Annotated in this window: 13 protein-coding genes; 3 read left to right on the forward strand and 10 right to left on the reverse strand. The window is 71.9% G+C overall.

Annotated elements, in window-relative coordinates; genetic code table 11:
• Window positions 1-132: 132 nt before the first annotated feature.
• The 9 genes from ACFYY1_RS03505 to ACFYY1_RS03545 all read right to left on the reverse strand — a co-directional run bounded on the left by ACFYY1_RS03505 (window position 133) and on the right by ACFYY1_RS03545 (window position 10,161).
• A complete protein-coding gene (locus tag ACFYY1_RS03505) occupies window positions 133-1,980 on the reverse strand; it encodes a VWA domain-containing protein (RefSeq protein ID WP_388580208.1) in 1,848 nt (615 codons plus the stop codon).
• Window positions 1,981-2,212: 232 nt separating this feature from the next.
• The gene (locus tag ACFYY1_RS03510) at window positions 2,213-2,503 is read right to left on the reverse strand and encodes a hypothetical protein (RefSeq protein ID WP_388580211.1); all 291 of its coding nucleotides are present in this window, start codon (window positions 2,501-2,503) and stop codon (window positions 2,213-2,215) included.
• Between the two features lie 132 nt (window positions 2,504-2,635).
• Window positions 2,636-3,574, reverse strand: a complete 939-nt coding sequence (locus tag ACFYY1_RS03515) for a hypothetical protein (protein WP_388580214.1) — start codon at window positions 3,572-3,574, stop codon at window positions 2,636-2,638.
• Entirely contained in the window at window positions 3,507-4,493 is a 987-nt protein-coding gene (gene efeU / locus ACFYY1_RS03520; RefSeq protein WP_388580217.1) for an iron uptake transporter permease EfeU, read from the reverse strand. The genes ACFYY1_RS03515 and efeU overlap by 68 nt, the downstream gene beginning before the upstream one ends.
• 32 nt (window positions 4,494-4,525) lie before the next feature.
• The gene (gene efeB / locus ACFYY1_RS03525; protein ID WP_388580220.1) at window positions 4,526-5,800 is read right to left on the reverse strand and encodes an iron uptake transporter deferrochelatase/peroxidase subunit; all 1,275 of its coding nucleotides are present in this window, start codon (window positions 5,798-5,800) and stop codon (window positions 4,526-4,528) included.
• Window positions 5,801-5,820: 20 nt separating this feature from the next.
• Window positions 5,821-6,957 (reverse strand): iron uptake system protein EfeO, encoded by a 1,137-nt coding sequence (efeO, locus tag ACFYY1_RS03530; RefSeq protein WP_388580223.1) that lies wholly within the window; start codon window positions 6,955-6,957, stop codon window positions 5,821-5,823.
• 191 nt (window positions 6,958-7,148) lie between these two features.
• The gene (locus ACFYY1_RS03535; RefSeq protein WP_388580226.1) at window positions 7,149-7,991 is read right to left on the reverse strand and encodes a heme ABC transporter ATP-binding protein; all 843 of its coding nucleotides are present in this window, start codon (window positions 7,989-7,991) and stop codon (window positions 7,149-7,151) included.
• On the reverse strand, window positions 7,988-9,085 hold the full coding sequence (locus tag ACFYY1_RS03540; RefSeq protein ID WP_388580229.1) for a FecCD family ABC transporter permease: 1,098 nt from the start codon (window positions 9,083-9,085) through the stop codon (window positions 7,988-7,990). Before ACFYY1_RS03540 ends, ACFYY1_RS03535 begins: the two co-directional genes overlap by 4 nt.
• Complete coding sequence (locus ACFYY1_RS03545) at window positions 9,082-10,161, reverse strand: hemin ABC transporter substrate-binding protein (protein WP_388580232.1); 1,080 nt, start codon at window positions 10,159-10,161, stop codon at window positions 9,082-9,084. The genes ACFYY1_RS03540 and ACFYY1_RS03545 overlap by 4 nt, the downstream gene beginning before the upstream one ends.
• A gap of 141 nt (window positions 10,162-10,302) precedes the next feature.
• Here ACFYY1_RS03545 and ACFYY1_RS03550 point away from each other — a divergent pair, with 141 nt between their 5' ends.
• From ACFYY1_RS03550 to ACFYY1_RS03560, 3 genes are all read left to right on the forward strand, one after another.
• Window positions 10,303-11,700: an HtaA domain-containing protein gene (locus ACFYY1_RS03550; RefSeq protein WP_388580235.1), complete on the forward strand. Its 1,398-nt coding sequence runs from the start codon at window positions 10,303-10,305 to the stop codon at window positions 11,698-11,700.
• A gap of 53 nt (window positions 11,701-11,753) precedes the next feature.
• On the forward strand, window positions 11,754-13,352 hold the full coding sequence (locus ACFYY1_RS03555) for an HtaA domain-containing protein (RefSeq protein ID WP_388580238.1): 1,599 nt from the start codon (window positions 11,754-11,756) through the stop codon (window positions 13,350-13,352).
• A gap of 78 nt (window positions 13,353-13,430) precedes the next feature.
• Window positions 13,431-14,117: a PhzF family phenazine biosynthesis protein gene (locus tag ACFYY1_RS03560; protein WP_388580241.1), complete on the forward strand. Its 687-nt coding sequence runs from the start codon at window positions 13,431-13,433 to the stop codon at window positions 14,115-14,117.
• 51 nt (window positions 14,118-14,168) lie between these two features.
• On the opposite strand, the gene ACFYY1_RS03565 is transcribed toward ACFYY1_RS03560, so the two are convergent.
• On the reverse strand, window positions 14,169-14,831 hold the full coding sequence (locus ACFYY1_RS03565; protein WP_388580244.1) for a heme oxygenase (biliverdin-producing): 663 nt from the start codon (window positions 14,829-14,831) through the stop codon (window positions 14,169-14,171).
• Window positions 14,832-14,875: the final 44 nt, after the last annotated feature.

Consider the following 14,875-nt stretch of genomic DNA (forward strand, 5'->3'; position numbering starts at 1 on the left):
CGAGGGCCTTCCAGCCGGTGTGGACATCGCGATCCACACCGAACCGGAAGGCCCTCGCCCGTTCAAGACCCCTGCCCGCGTACCACCTCGGCAGCGCTCGGCCTGGTCGTCCCACCCGGGCGGGCGCCGGTGTCAGGCCGCCCTGCGGCGCCTGAGGGCGTAGAAGGTGATGCCGACGAGCAGGAGGACCCCGGCGCCGGCGCCGGCCAGCAGCGCGATCTTGCCTGCGGGCGCATCGTCGTCCTTCGAGGCGGTCGCTGTGCCGCCGGTCCCGCCCTGTTCGCCCTTTCCGTTCGCACCGGACTGCGAGGGGCTCCGGGTGGTGTCGTCACCGAAGAAGAACACCGGGCTGTTTCCGGAGCGCGGTGAACCGGAGACGTCCACGGTCAGCGAGATCGGTACGACCATGCCCATCGCCTCGTCGTACGGCTCGGCGATCTGCGCCTGGATGTAGTACGTGCCGGGCACGTCGTATCCCTTGGAGTCGGAGCTCTTCGCGTCCCCCTCGGTGATCTCCCAGGGCCCGCAGACCCGCTCGATGTGCCCGCGCCTGCCCGTCAGGAGCTCGGTGGAGTCATGGTCCTCGTTGCACTGCGTCATCTCGCGCTGGGCGTTGTAGACGTCGACGTTCCACCCGGTGGTGCCGCCGGTGTTGGGGAAGTCGGCCGGGATGTCCACGCCCCCCTTGACCGTCAGTTTCTGGCCGGCCTTCAGCTCCACCCGCCAGAAGGGGGCCTCGCCGACGGCGATGGACTGCCGGTGGGTGCCCGGTCCGATCGGGGTGGCGCTGTTGAAGGAGAAACCGCCCTCGGCGTCGGCCCCGGTGCGGGGCTCCGGAGTCCGCACGCCGGCGGCCCGGGTCGTCTTGTCGGCGATGCCGACGAGCAGTTCGACGGGCATCGCCTTGTCGCCGGAATCGGTCACGTCGTTCTCGACCATGATGCAGCCGATGTCGCCCGGCGCGCGCTCCTCGTTGCCAGATCCGGGCTTGCTGCGGCCTCCGGTGGTGATGACGTTCGCCCATCCCATCGACTGGGTGAACTCCCGCAGCCAGGCGCGGGGTTCGCCGTCGCCCGGAGGGCCGGCCGCGACGGTGATGATGGAACCGCGACCGTATCCCTCCTCGGCGACGGCGGTGGCGCTCACCTGGATCAGCTGGTCAGGCCGCTTCTTGACCTTGTAGTAGAGGTCGCGCCCACCGGTGAACTTGTCCAGGTACTGGCCGGGCGTGACCAGCGGAGCGTCCTGGCAGCCGTCGAGGGAGCCCGCGACCGGCTTTCCGGTGGCGTGGTAGGTCCGCCACCCCTTGCGGAACAGGGTGCCCAGATTGGCGGTCAGCGAGTCGGCGTCGTCGGCGTCCGTGTAGGAGCCGTCGGTCACGTCGGCGATGCATTTCAGCTGCGTACGTGCCGAGGACGGCGTCCTGAACCCGACCACGTCGACGGCGAGGTCGACACCCTGCGCCTTGAGCTCGCGGGCCACCTCGCACGGAGGCGGCGGCGCACAGGTGTCGTCACCGTCCGAGACCAGGATGATGCGGCGCTCGCCGCTCGTGCCGAGGTCCTTGGCGGCCTCACGGAGCGAGACGCCGATCGGTGTGAACCCGACCGCCTTGAAGCCCGCGACCCGCTTCTTGGCGTCGGCGCGCGCCGTCCCGTCCATCGGCGTCACCGGCAGGACCTGCTGCGTGTCGGTGCAGCCTCGCTTCTTGTCCTGTCCGGGATACGTGGCGCCGTAGACGCGCAGCCCCAGCGGGGCCTGTTCGGGGGCGGTGTCGATGATCCGGGTGACCGCCTGTTTGGCGGCGGCGAGGCGGGTCTGGCCACCGGCGTCGTTCTCGTTCATCGACCCGGACAGGTCGAGAACCAGGTCGATCCGGGCAGGCTCCGGGGCCTCGGGTGCCGCGGGGGAGGCGCTCGCGGTCGCGGCCGGCGACAGGAGCGCGCCGAGCATCAGCACGGGGAAAACAGCGGCGAGCACGCGTCGTCGACGTGGTCTCGGATACATGAAGGTGATCTCCAGGAGGTTTGTCTGTCGACCCCTTGGCATGTGCCGGTCATGGAGTGGCGCATGGGGGGCGGTGGGACGTGTTCTTGGATCGGGCACCAGTGGAGCAGATGTCGTGGCGGTCGGAGCTTCGGGCCCTACGGGGAACCGGGCGGTCCCAACCGCTGTGCCGGGCAATGGTTTTGTGTGCGGTGCCGAACTTGATTCAAGTGACGATAAGCAGATGCGAATGGTTCCACGGGCCCGCCAGATGCCATGAATCTGGCCTCTTGGTGCGGCGGGGCGGGATAATCATGGCGATTGCAACCTCGATCGAGCGGGCTGTCGGCGCCGGAGCGAGCGCGCGACGCACATGGTCGCCCACCACGATGTCGCGCGTCTCGCGCGTCTCGCGCGTCTCGCGGCGCTCGTGGAACTCGTCGATGCGGCCTCGCGGGCGGCGGTCGGCTGGTCTGCCAGTGGGCGGCCTCTGGCCGCGTTCCGTTGAAATGGCCACGCCGCTACCGCAGTTGGCCCATGCGCCGACTGTCCCGGACGCGGAATCCGGCGACCGGCTACCAGGGCCGGCCGCCGACGACCGGGGCCGCCGGCCGACGACCGGGGCCGTCCGCGGGCGGCCCCGGTTCCGTCACGAGCCCTTGGCCGCCGTCAGGCCAGGCAGCCTGTTCAGCAGGACGACCTTGCCGCCGTCCTTCGTGGAGCCCTTCTTCGGGACGTACACCAGCTGGCTGGAGACCCGCTCCTTGGTGAGAGTGGACTCCACCTCACCGGTCAGCAGCGCATCCACATCGGCGCTGACCGTCGGGCGCAGCCCCTTCGCCGCGGTCTGCCGCTCGAAGTGCTTGCTGCTGAAGAAGACCAGCGCACCGCCGTCGTCCGTCTCCAGACCGAGCGGGCCGTACGTACCGCTGTCCAGCGGCTGGTCGATGTACTGGTACGAGAAGCCCGCCCGCCGGGTGGTCCGGCGCGCCTCCCGCCAGCCCGAGGTGGCGGAACCGGGCGCGAAGACGTCCGGGGCGCCCTTCTGCAGGTACTGGGTGTACTGGGTGCTCAGGTCCTTCGGCGCCACGGCCAGAGCGCCGCTGTCCGCCGCCACCGGCCTGGCCCGGCCGTCGTCGTCCTTCGCCAGGGCGGGCAGCCGGGAAGGGGCCACGACCGACAGGTAGGACGCCTTCCACCCGGCGCCGGGCCCGGACTTCACGAAGACCAGCAGCCAGCGGGTGTCCAGCCTTCCGCCGTCCTCGTCGCGGTTGGAGTCGGTGTCCGCGAGGAACCACCGGGGCCAGCCGGCCTTCTTCGGGATGAGGTAGTCGGCGTCGGTCAGCTCCAGCGGCGAGTGGGCCGGGTTGCCGTCCGGATGGTTCTTCTGCCGCGCCTTCAGCCCGGCCTGGTTGATCGCACCGAGCGGACCGGTGACCCGGTCCGCGTCCAGGGCCGGGTCGTAGGCCTTGTCCGCAGCGTTGTACGCGGAGGTGAAGGCCTTCAGGGCCTGAGCGGCCTCAGACCTGGTTGCCGCCGGTACCACTGCCAGCTCGCCGTGCACCGTCACGCAACCGCTCGCCGTCATCGACAGCACCGTCGCCGTCGCGAGCCCCGTCGCCAGCCGAATCGGCCTCAGACTTCTCATCCGTTGCTTTCCGCGCCTTCTGATCCGTCGCCCCTCCCGAGAGGGCCCCTCCTGACCGTCCGAACCCTACCGGGGCGAGGAACAGCGCGAGGGTGGGGATCAGATACAGCGCCCACACCGTGACCTGGAGAACGGTCGGGTCGGGCTGGAAGTTGAACGTGCCCTTCAGCAGCGTGCCGTACCAGCTGTCCGGCGGGATCGTGGAGCTGATGTCGAACGCCCGGTTGTGCAGCCCGCCGATGAACTCCGCTTCCTGGAGGTCGTGGACGCCGTACGCGAGCACGCCCGCGGCGACGACCACCAGCATCCCGCCGGTCCAGGTGAAGAACTTCGACAGGTTGATCTTCAGAGCGCCGCGGTAGAACAGCCAGCCCAGCACGACGGCGGTCGCGATCCCGAGGAGCGCGCCGATCATCGGGTGCCAGCCGTCGTCCGCCGCGTGCACCGCACGCCACACGAACAGCGAGGTCTCCAGACCCTCGCGGCCCACGGCGAGGAGCGCCGTGGCGACCAGCGCGCCGGTGCCCATCGCGAGCGCCGCGTCGAGCTTGCCGTGCAGCTCCGTCTTCAGGTGCCGCGCGGTGCGCCGCATCCAGAAGACCATCCAGGTGACCAGGCCGACGGAGACGATCGAGAGCGAACCGCCCAGCGCCTCCTGGGCCTTGAACGTCATCTCCTGCGAACCGAATTCGAGCCCGGCGCCGAACGCCAGGCTGACGACGACGGCGATCCCGACGCCGGTCCAGATCGGCGCCAGTTTGTCCCTGTTGCCGGTCTTCACCAGATAGGCGATGAGGATACAGACGACCAGGCTGGCCTCAAGGCCCTCACGCAGGCCGATCAGGAAGTTGCTGAACACGTCTCGGTTCTCCTTTTCTGCTTCGAGTCCCGTTACGAGAACAGCGCCCGGCCCCACCAGTCGTCCTTGTCGCGGACGCCCGGCGGGACGGCGAAGTGCGCCGAACCCACGTGCTGGATGTACTCGTTGAGTGCGTCGTGCGCCGCGAGGCGCCGCTGCAACGGAATGAATGCCTTGCGGACGTCGCGCTGGTAGGCGATGAAGAACAGCCCGGCGTCGAGCCGGCCGAGGCCGTCCGTACCGTCGGTGAACGAGTAGCCGCGGCGCAGGATCGTCGCCCCGTCGTTGCTGTCCGGGTGGGCGAGGCGTACGTGCGCGGTCGGCAGCATCGCCTTCAGGAACGGCTCGTCGTGCTCCTTGGACTTGCCGACCGCGGCTCCCTCGCCCTTGTCGCGGCCGAAGACGTCCTCCTGCTCCTGGAGCGAGGTGCGGTCCCAGGTCTCGATGTGCATCCGGATGCGCCGGGCCACCAGGTACGAACCCCCGGTCATCCAGCCCGCGTCGTCCTTCGCGCCGACCCACACGTGCTTGTCCAGGGCGGCGGTGTCGGTGCCGGAGATGTTCCGGGTGCCGTCCTTGAAGCCGAACATGTTGCGCGGGGTCTGGGCGTCCGGCGTCGTCGAGGACGTCTTGCCGAAGCCCAGCTGGGACCAGCGGATCGCGGTGCGGCCCATGCCGATCCTGGCGAGGTTGCGGATGGCGTGCACCGCGACCTGCGGGTCGTCCGCGCACGCCTGGACGCAGAGGTCGCCGCCGCTGCGCGCCGCGTCGAGGTTGTCGCCGGGGAACTTCGGCAGGTCGACGAGTGCCTCGGGCCGCTTGTCCTCCAGGCCGAACCGGCCCTTGGCGAAGAGCGAGGGCCCGAAGCCGATGGTGAGGGTGAGCCGGGACGGCTTGAGGCCCAGCGCCTCGCCCGTGTCGTCCGGCGGGGCCTCGGGCAGACCGCCGTACGCCCCGTCGCCGACCGCGTGCCCGGCCGTCATCCGCTCCGCGGCCCGCGTCCACTCCTTGAGCAGCGCGATGAGTTCGGCCCGGTCCTTCGTCGTCACGTCGAACGCGGCGAAGTGCAGCCGGTCCTGTACGGCGGTGGCGACACCGGCCTGGTGCGCACCGTGGAACGGCACCGCCGCACCGCTGTCCGCGGCAGGCACCGCGTCGCTCCCCGGACGCACCGCGGCGACCGCGCCACCGGCGGCGACGGCGCCGAGCGCGAGACCCGCGCCGCCCCAGCCGAGCAGTGCCCGGCGGGACGGGGCGGGGCCGGAGGCGTCCTTCGGGGTTTCGGTGACCTGTGTCTGATCGGACATGACCGGGAGCCCTCCGCTCGTTACTTCGTCACCGCTGCGGCGAGCCGGGACAGCGGCTCGGCCAGCGCGTTGACCGCGTCCGACAGTTCCTTGCGGTCCGCCTTGGAGACCTTCTCGTACGAGGTGAACTCGTAGGAGCCCTTGTCCGCGCGGTACTTGTCCAGCAGCGTGTTGAGCTCGGCGAACCGCTTGTCCAGGGTGGTGGTCAGAGCGGCGTCGTTCTTCGAGGCGATCGGCTTCAGCAGCTCGTAGGACTTCTCGGCGCCCTCGACATTGCCCTTGAAGTCGACCAGGTCGGTGTGGCTGTAGCGCTCCTCCTCACCGGTGACCTTGCCGGTGGCGACCTCGTCCAGGAGCTCCTTGGCGCCGTTGGCCATCGAGGTCGGGGTGATGTCGGCGGTGCCGACCCGCTTCTGCCAGTCGAGCAGGTCCTTGTAGAGGACGGGGGCGAGGGCCTTCTCCTCGGCGCCCAGCTTCTTGTCCTGCCACAGCGCCTTCTCCAGGCGGTGCCAGCCGGTCCACTTCTGGCCGTCCTCCAGGCCGTCCTCGCGGATGTCGACCTTCGGGTCGATGTCGCCGAAGGACTCGGCGACCGGCTCGGTGCGCTCCCAGCCGAGCCGGGAGTCGGCGTAGGCCTTCTTGGCGGCCTCGATGTCACCGGCGGCGACGGCGTCCGTGAACTTCTTGGCCTTCGGCAGCGTCTCGTCGGCCTGGGCCTGGACGTAGGTGCGGTACTCCGCGACGGCCTTGTCCATCTCGGGGCTGCGCTTGGCCGCGGAGGCGCCGGTGATCTCCAGCTTCTGCCGGATGCCGTGGCCCTTCATGCCGGGCTTGCAGGCGATCTCGTACGAACCGGCCTTGATCTCGGCCGTGATGTTCGCCTTGGTGCCGGGGCCGATGTTCTCGCGCTCGGCGACGATGCGGTCGTCCGGGAACAGGACGTAGACCTCGGTGACCTTGGATCCCTTGTTCTCCACGGCCAGTTCGATGTGGCCGGCCGGGAGCTTCTTCTTCGAGACCTCGCAGGAGTCGTCCTTGGCGACGACCTGGACGGCGCCGTCACCCTTGCCGTCGCTCTTCTGCGCGCAGCCCGTGACGGCGGTCAGGGCGGCCACGGTGGCGGCAGCGGTGACGACGGAGAAACGAACGGCTCGCATACAAGCTCCACATGAGGACGAAGGAGAAGCGGGAGAAGATCCGGACAAAGTCAGGTGAGGCGGACCTAACTTAACCGAGGCTTACCTGAGCGATACCCACCCGTGCCGTGATTCAGCTCTCATCACGCGGGCCCGGGAACGGGCTGGTCACGGACCACCCATGGGCATCCCACGGAAGGGTCAAGCAATGGTCAAGTGCCTCTTGTCGGTACGACGAGAGGCGCCCCGGTCCGCGGATGCGGGAACACCTCGACCGGCTGCCGGTAGACCTCGCCGAGCAGCTCGCCCGTGAACACCCCGGCGGGCGGCCCCAGCACCGCGATCCGCCCGGAGTGCAGCACGGCCGCCCGGTCCGCGTACGCCGCCGCGAGCCCCAGATCGTGCAGCACCACGACGACCGCGTCCCCGGCGGCGGCCCGCTCCCGGCAGATCCGCAGCACCAGTTCCTGGTGGCGCAGGTCGAGCGCGGCCGTCGGCTCGTCGAGCAGCAGCAGCGGGGCGCGCTGCGCCAGCACCCGGGCCAGCGCGACCCGGGCCCGCTCGCCGCCGGACAGGGCGGAGAAGGGGCGCTCGGCGAACTCGGTGACCTCGGTCGCCGCCATCGCCGAGGCGACGGCGGGATCGTCCTCGTCCGCCCGCTCCGTACCGGCCCACGGCGCCCGCCCCATCCGTACGACGTCCGCCACCGGGAACGGGAACGACAGCGCGGCGGACTGGGGCAGCACGGCCCGGCGCAGCGCCAGTTCGGCGGGCGACCAGCCGGTGACCGGGCGTCCGTCGATCCGTACCTCGCCCCGCTCGGCGGGCAGATCGGCGGCCAGCGCCGCCAGTAGGGTCGACTTGCCCGCGCCGTTGGGCCCCACGAGCGCCAGCACCTCGCCCGCGCGGGCGGTCAGGTCGATGGAGTCGAGCACCGGCCGCTGCCCCAGCCGCACCCGCAGCCCGCGCGCCTCGGCGACGGGGGAGCCGGGGGAGAGGGGGGCGGGCGGCAGGCGCCGTGCGCGTACCCGGAAGGGATTCTTCGGACTCCTCATGCCCAACCACCTTGCTTGCGACGGGTCCTGCGCAGCAGCCAGAAGAAGAACGGGCTGCCGAAGAGCGCGGTCAGCACACCGAGCGGCAGCTCGGCGGGGTCGGCGACGGTCCGGGCCGCGAGATCGCCCACCACCAGGACCAGGGCGCCGCCGAGCGCGCTGCCGGGGATCAGGAAGCGATGGCCGGGGCCGTTCGCCATCCGCAGCAGATGCGGCACCAGCAGCCCCACGAACGAGATGATCCCGGCGACCGCCACCGCGGCGGCGGTCAGCAGCGCCACCACGAGCACGAGCACGATCCGCAGCCGTTCGACATCGACGCCCAGGTGGCGGGCGGGCCGCTCACCGAGCGCGAGCAGGTCCAGTTTCCGGGCGTGGAACGGTGCGACGAGCAGCCCGAGCGCCGCGCACGGCAGCACGGCGAGCACCTTGGGCCAGGTCGCCTGGGCCAGCGAGCCCAGCTGCCAGAAGGTGATCTGGGAGACCTGCGCGTTGTCGGCGAAGAAGATGAACAGCCCGATCAGCGCGCCCGCGAAGGCGTTCACCGCGATCCCGGTGAGGATCAGCGTCACCACCTCGGTCCGGCCGCCCGACCGGGACAGCGCGTACACCAGCAGCACGGTCGCGAGCCCGGCGGCGAACGCGCAGACGGTGACGGTCCAGTTGCCGAAGAAGTTCAGCCCGAGCGCGATCGAGGCGACCGCGCCGACGGCGGCGCCGGAGGAGATCCCGATCACCCCGGGCTCGGCGAGCGGATTGCCGAACACCCCCTGCATCAGGGCGCCCGCGCAGCCCAGCGACGCCCCGACCAGCAGGGCGAGGACGACCCTGGGCAGCCGTACGTTCCACAGCACGCTCTCGCCGACCCGGTCCAGCGCCGCCCCGCCGAGGCCGAGCCGGTGCTGGACGGAGCCGAGGACGTCGCCGAGCGGGATGCTGTACGCGCCGAGCCCGGCGGAGAGCAGACAACACACCAGGAGGGCGGCGAGCAGTCCGGCGGTCAGCGCGAAGGACGGGGAGCGCCGGGGCTTCCCGGTGGCGGTGGCGGTGGAGGTGGGGTCGGTCCGGGGGAGTTCCGGGGGCGAGGTGGTCACTTGTCCGCCCCGTCCTGCGGGTAGAGCTGCGCGATCAGTTCGCTCAGCACCCGGTCCGTGCGCGGGCCGTAGTTCAGCAGCACACCGTCGTCGATGGAGACGATCCGCCGGTCCATCCCGGCCGGGGTCTCGGCGACGCCCGGGATCTTCACGAGCCCGTCGACGCCGCCCACCGATTCGAGCCCCTTGGACATCACCAGGATGGCGTCCGGGGCGGCCTTGGCGAGGGCCTCGCTGGTGATGGCGGTGAAGTCCTTCTTCAGCCCGGACGCCTTGCCCGCGTCGACGGCGCCCGCCGCTTCCAGCAGCGAACTCGCCCCGGACTCCCGGCCGCCCAGCAGATACACGGAGGCCGAGCCGCGCAGATAGAGGAAGGCGACCCGGGGCTTCTCGCCCCCGTCCGCCGGGGCGGGCACGGACTCGCGTACCGCGTCGATGCGCGACCGGGTGCGCGCCTGCAGTTCGGTGCCCGACTCCGGCACGCCCAGGGCCGTCGCCACGGTGCCGATCCGGCGGCCGACGTCGGCGAGCTCCTTGGCGGGTGCGACCACGACGAGCGGAACGCCGGCGTCCCGGATCTGGTCGACGGCCTCCGCCGGGCCGGTCGTGGTCTCGGCCAGCACGACGGTCGGCTTCAGCGACAGCACGCTCTCCGCCGAGACGTCATGGGCCCGGGTCACCACCGGGAGTTCCGCGGCCTGTTCGAAGGTGGCGGTGATGTCGCGGGCCACGACCTGCTTGCCGAGGCCGAGCGTGAAGACGATCTCGCTCAGCCCGCCGGTCAGCGGAACGATCCGGTCCGTCGAGGTGATGGTGACCTCGGCGCCGTCCGCCGACTTCACCGTGACGGGCAGCCGAGGCCGAGGTGTGGTGGTGAGGGGCTCGATCCGGTCGGCGGTGGCCCCGGCAGCGGCGGCGGGAGCCTTCGCGTCCGTACCGCCGCCGCAGCCCGTCAGGACGAGGGCCAGCGCGAGGGCGGCGGTCAGGACGCCGAGCGGTCCACGGGTCCCGGCCAGCCCGCGCCCCGGCCGCCGGTCGGCCGGGCCCGATGGGGCGAAGTCCTGCGAGAAGCGCACTGGGGCACCGTCCTGTCGTTCCTGTCGCCCACGCGGGGCAGTTGGTCCTGGTATGCGAGGGATGTAGGGGCCGGGAGCCGCCACGAAACCCGTATGGCTTAGGTTAGCCTTACCTGACTTTCCAGACCTCGGAGGGGTCCCATGCTGCCGTCCAGACCTGCCCGCGCACTCGCCGTCGCGCTTCTCGCGGCCGTGCTGGGAGCCCTGCTCCCGGCCACCGCCGCGCAGGCGGCGGACCGCACGGTGCAGGGCGGCAGGCTGGACTGGGGCATCAAGTCCTCCTTCCAGAGCTACGTCACCGGCCCGATCGCCAACGGCAGTTGGAGCCTGACCGGCGGCGCCGCCACGGTCGGCGGCAGCCAGTTCCGCTTCCACTCCGCCACCGGTTCCTACGACCCGGCGACCGGCGCCTTCCGCTCGGCCTTCGCGGGTGGGGTCCACTTCCTCGGCCACCGGAAGGCCGACGGCAGCCATGAACTCGACCTCACCATCAGCCGCCCCACCGTCCGCATCACGGGCGGCAGCGGCACCCTGTACGCCGACATGGTCAGCAAGGACCGGGGGAGCGGGCGCGTGACCTCGGCGGCCCAGGTGCCGCTCGCGACGCTCGGCCTGTCCGGGATCGACATGCGGGGCGGCTCCACCCCCGTCGCCCTGAACAACGTCCCGGCGACCCTGACCGCCCAGGGCGCGAAGGCGTTCGCCGGGTACTACACCGCCGGCACCCCGCTCGACCCGGTCAGCCTCTCCATGGACACCGCGGCCCCGGCCGGGAAGCCCGCCGCCACCAAGTCCCCCGGGAAGAAGCCGCAGTCGAAGAAGACCGCCCCGGCCGCCGGGCGCTTCGAGGACGCCGCCGTCGACTGGGGCGTACGCCGGACCTTCCGCGAGTACGTCACCGGCTCCATCGGCAAGGGGAAGTGGACCCTCGCCGAGGGAGCCCAGGACGGCGGGGCGCTCTTCCGCTTCCCCCGCGGCAAGGGCACGTACGACCCGGAGAAGCAGACCCTGGACGCCGGATTCGCGGGCAGCGTCCACTTCACCGGGGCCGACGGGCTCGACCTGGAACTCTCGGCCGTCAAGGTCCGGGTGAAGGCGGGCCGGGGCACGCTCCTGGCCGACGTCCACCGCGACGGCGACCGGGACGAGGCCGTACCGCTCGTCACCTTCACCGCGAAGGACTTCGCGCCGAAGGACGGTCTGGCCCGCCTCACCGAAGCCCCCGCCACCCTCACCACCGACGGCGCCGAGGCGTTCGGCTCGCTCTACCGGGCGGGCACCGCCATGGACCCGGTCTCCCTGGCCGTCGCCGTCGAATCCGGGGCCGAGCTGCCCGCCCTGCCCGACCTGGGCAGCGACCCCGCCCCCTCGGCCGAGCCGTCCGCCCCGGCCACGGCGAAGCCCGCCGCGGCAGCGGCGTCCCGCACCGGTGACGGCACCGTCCTGTACCCGGTCCTCGGCGGCGCGGGCGTCCTCGCCGCCGCGGCGGGCGCGCTGTACCTGGCCCGCCGCCGTACCGCCCGGCAGAACGACAACTGACCTTCCCCGTCCCACCACCCCCTGTTCCCGTGTTCCTGAGGAGACCGACGACCATGGCAGCAACCCACCGCCGCCCCATAGCCCTCACCGCCGCAGTCGCCACGGCGGCCGCCCTCGGCGCCACCGTGTTCGCCCTTCCGGCGCTCGCCGCCGACGGCGCCGCGACCGGCGGCGGGACCGCCGCCGCACCGAAACTGGAGCTGACGGACGGCACGCTGGACTGGGGCGTCAAGGAGTCCTTCCGCAAGTACCTCGCCTCGTCGTTCTCCGGCGGGAAGATCACCGTCCGGGACGGTGCCGTCCAGGCGCCCGACAACGGGGTGTTCACCTTCTCCGGCGGCAAGGGCGCCTACGACACGGCCACGCACGGCACCGACACCGCCTTCGGGGGCGGCGTCAACTTCTACGCCCACGGGGGAGTCCTCGACATCACGCTCTCCGACGTGAGACTCGCCACGACCGGCACCGGTGGGTCGATCACCGTCGACGTCACCACCCCGAAGGGGACCAGCGACGACGTGGAGTTCGCGGCCCTCGACCTCTCGGCGGTGAAGCCGGGCAGGGGCGAGGGCGGCGCGATGGTCTTCAAGGACATCCCGGCGACGCTGACGAAGGCGGGCTCCGAGGCGTTCGACGGCCAGTACAAGGAGGGCGACGCGCTCGACCCGGCCACCCTCTCGGTGAAGGCGGTCACGCCCCCGTCCACCGACCCCACCGAGGAGCCCGGCACCGAGCCGACCGGCAGGCCCTCCACGGAGCCCACCGGCACCCCGTCCACCGGACCGGGCACCGAGCCCACCGGGTCCGCGTCCCCGTCCCCCTCGGTCACGGCCACCGACAAGCCGGCCGCCACCCCGGGCGAGATCGTCGACGGCACCCTGGACTGGGGGGTCAAGGAGTCCTTCCGTTCTTACGTCACGGGTCCGATCGCGGGCGGCAGGGTCGAGACGACGGCCGGCGCCACCGCGTCCGGCGACGGCTACCGGTTCCCCGACGCGACCGGACACTTCGACGCCGCGAAGCAGACCCTGAACGCCGAATTCCACGGCAAGGTCCGCTTCCTGGGCCACGAGGAGGACGGCGCGTACACCCTCGACCTCTCCCTGACCGGCATGGAGATCCAGGTCAACGGCACGAAGGGCACCCTGGTCGCGGACGTCTCCAGCAAGGACCGCACGACCAGGAAGGTCTCCACCTACACCGGTCTGGCCGTCGCCGACCTGAAGCTGCCGAAGGGGCAACTCGCCGTCAAGAACGGTGTGGTGAACCTCTCCGCCGTCCCGGCGACCCTCACCGCCGACGGCACCAAGGCATTCGGCGGCATGTACCAGGCCGGCGAGAAGCTCGACGCGCTGACCGTCGCGGTCGCCCTCGACAAGGACGCCGAACTCCCGGGCTCCGCAGGCGGCTCCGGCTCCACGGGCGGCACCGGCTCCACGGGCGGCACCGGATCGGCCGGCGGCACCGGATCGACGGGCGGCTCCGCGACCGTGGGCGGCGGCAGCGTCGGCGGCGGCTCGGCCGGTGGAGCGGGTTCCCTCGCCGTCACCGGCTCCGGCGTCCCGGCGGGTGCCCTGTTCGCCGCCTCGGGCGTGGTCGTGGCGGCCGGCGCCGGAGCCGTGATCGCGGCCCGCCGTCGCCGTACCGTCTGACCCGTCCGGGTCCCATGACGGCACCGCCCGGGTGGACCGGCCGAACGGCCACCACCCGGGCGGTGCTTGAATGCCCGCATGAGCGACATCGACTTCGACGTACCCGAGGGCATCGACGTACTGCGCGTGTTCTGCGGCCCGGACGGGCGGCACGGCAACGCCCTCGGCGTGGTGCGCGACGGCCGTACCTACCCGGACGAGGCGTCCCGGCAGGCGCTGGCCGGCCGGCTCGGCTTCAGCGAGACGGTCTTCGTCGACGACCCCGAGCGCGGACGGGTCGACATCTACACCCCGGGGCTCCGCCTCCCGTTCGCCGGGCATCCGCTCGTCGGCACGGCCTGGCTGCTCGACCTGGAGATCCTGGAGCTTCCGGTCGGGGAGATCTTCGCCCGCCAGGACGGCGAGTTCACCTGGATCACCGCCCGCCCCGAGTGGGCGCCCCCGCGCACGCTGGAGCGGTACGGGTCCGTCGCCGAGGTCGAGGCGCTCACCGGGCCGCCGCCGGGGGAGGGCTGGCTGTACGTCTGGGCCTGGGAGGACGAGGCGGCCGGCCGGGTCAGGGCGCGGGCGTTCCCCCGGCGCGACGACAACATCGTGGAGGACGAGGCCACCGGAGCGGCGGCGCTGCTGCTCACCGCGGAGCTGGGACGCGCCCTCAACATCAGGCAGGGCCGCGGCTCCCAGATCCTCACCGCCCCCGCGCCCGACGGCACGGTGGAGGTCGGCGGCCGGGTGGCACTGGCCACCGTACGGGCCCGGCGCTGAACCGGGCCCGGGGCGCCAGGGCCTGTCCGGCCCCGAACTACCGGACAGGCCCTACGCGCTGAGCGGGAACACCTCGCCCAGCTCCCGGAACACCGCCGTGTTCAGCGCGAACGCGCGCTTGCACTCGTCGACGACGCGCTGCTTCTCCAGGTCGTCCGCGTCCACCGCGTCCAGCAGCTCGCGATAACCCCGCTTGAACGAGGCGGGGTTGGATATCCCCTCGAAGACGTAGAACCGGACCCCGTCGCCCTTGCGCTCGAAGCCCCAGGTCCGCTCCGCCTTGTCCCGGATGATCTGGCCGCCGGAGAGGTCGCCGAGGTAGCGGGTGTAGTGGTGCGCGACGTATCCGGCCGGCCAGTCGCGGGCGCACTCGGCGACCCGGGCGGCGTACACGGCCGTGGCCGGCAGCGGCTCCAGGCCCTCGCGCCAGTCCGCGCCCCGCAGGTGGGCCAGGTCGCGCTCCAGCTCGGCGGTGCGCATGAGTTCGGGCCGGATGAAGGGACCGGCGACCGGGTCGCCCTGCAGCGCCTGCACACCTTCCTCCAGGGCCCGGTACACGAACCACAGCTGCTCCGTGTACCGCGTGTACGCCTCCACTCCGAGGCGCCCGCCGAGCAGGTCGCTCATGAAGGTCGAGGTCTCCGCCTCGGTGTGCTGCTCGTGCGACGCGGTACGGATGAGCGTCGAGAAGGGCGTGGTGGCGGTGGCGTCCAAGGCGGGCCTCCTGGGACCGAGAGGGGACGGTAAGTCCGGAAAGA

It is taken from the genome of Streptomyces sp. NPDC001890 (genome assembly GCF_042891445.1).
Classification (GTDB): Bacteria; Actinomycetota; Actinomycetes; order Streptomycetales; family Streptomycetaceae; genus Streptomyces.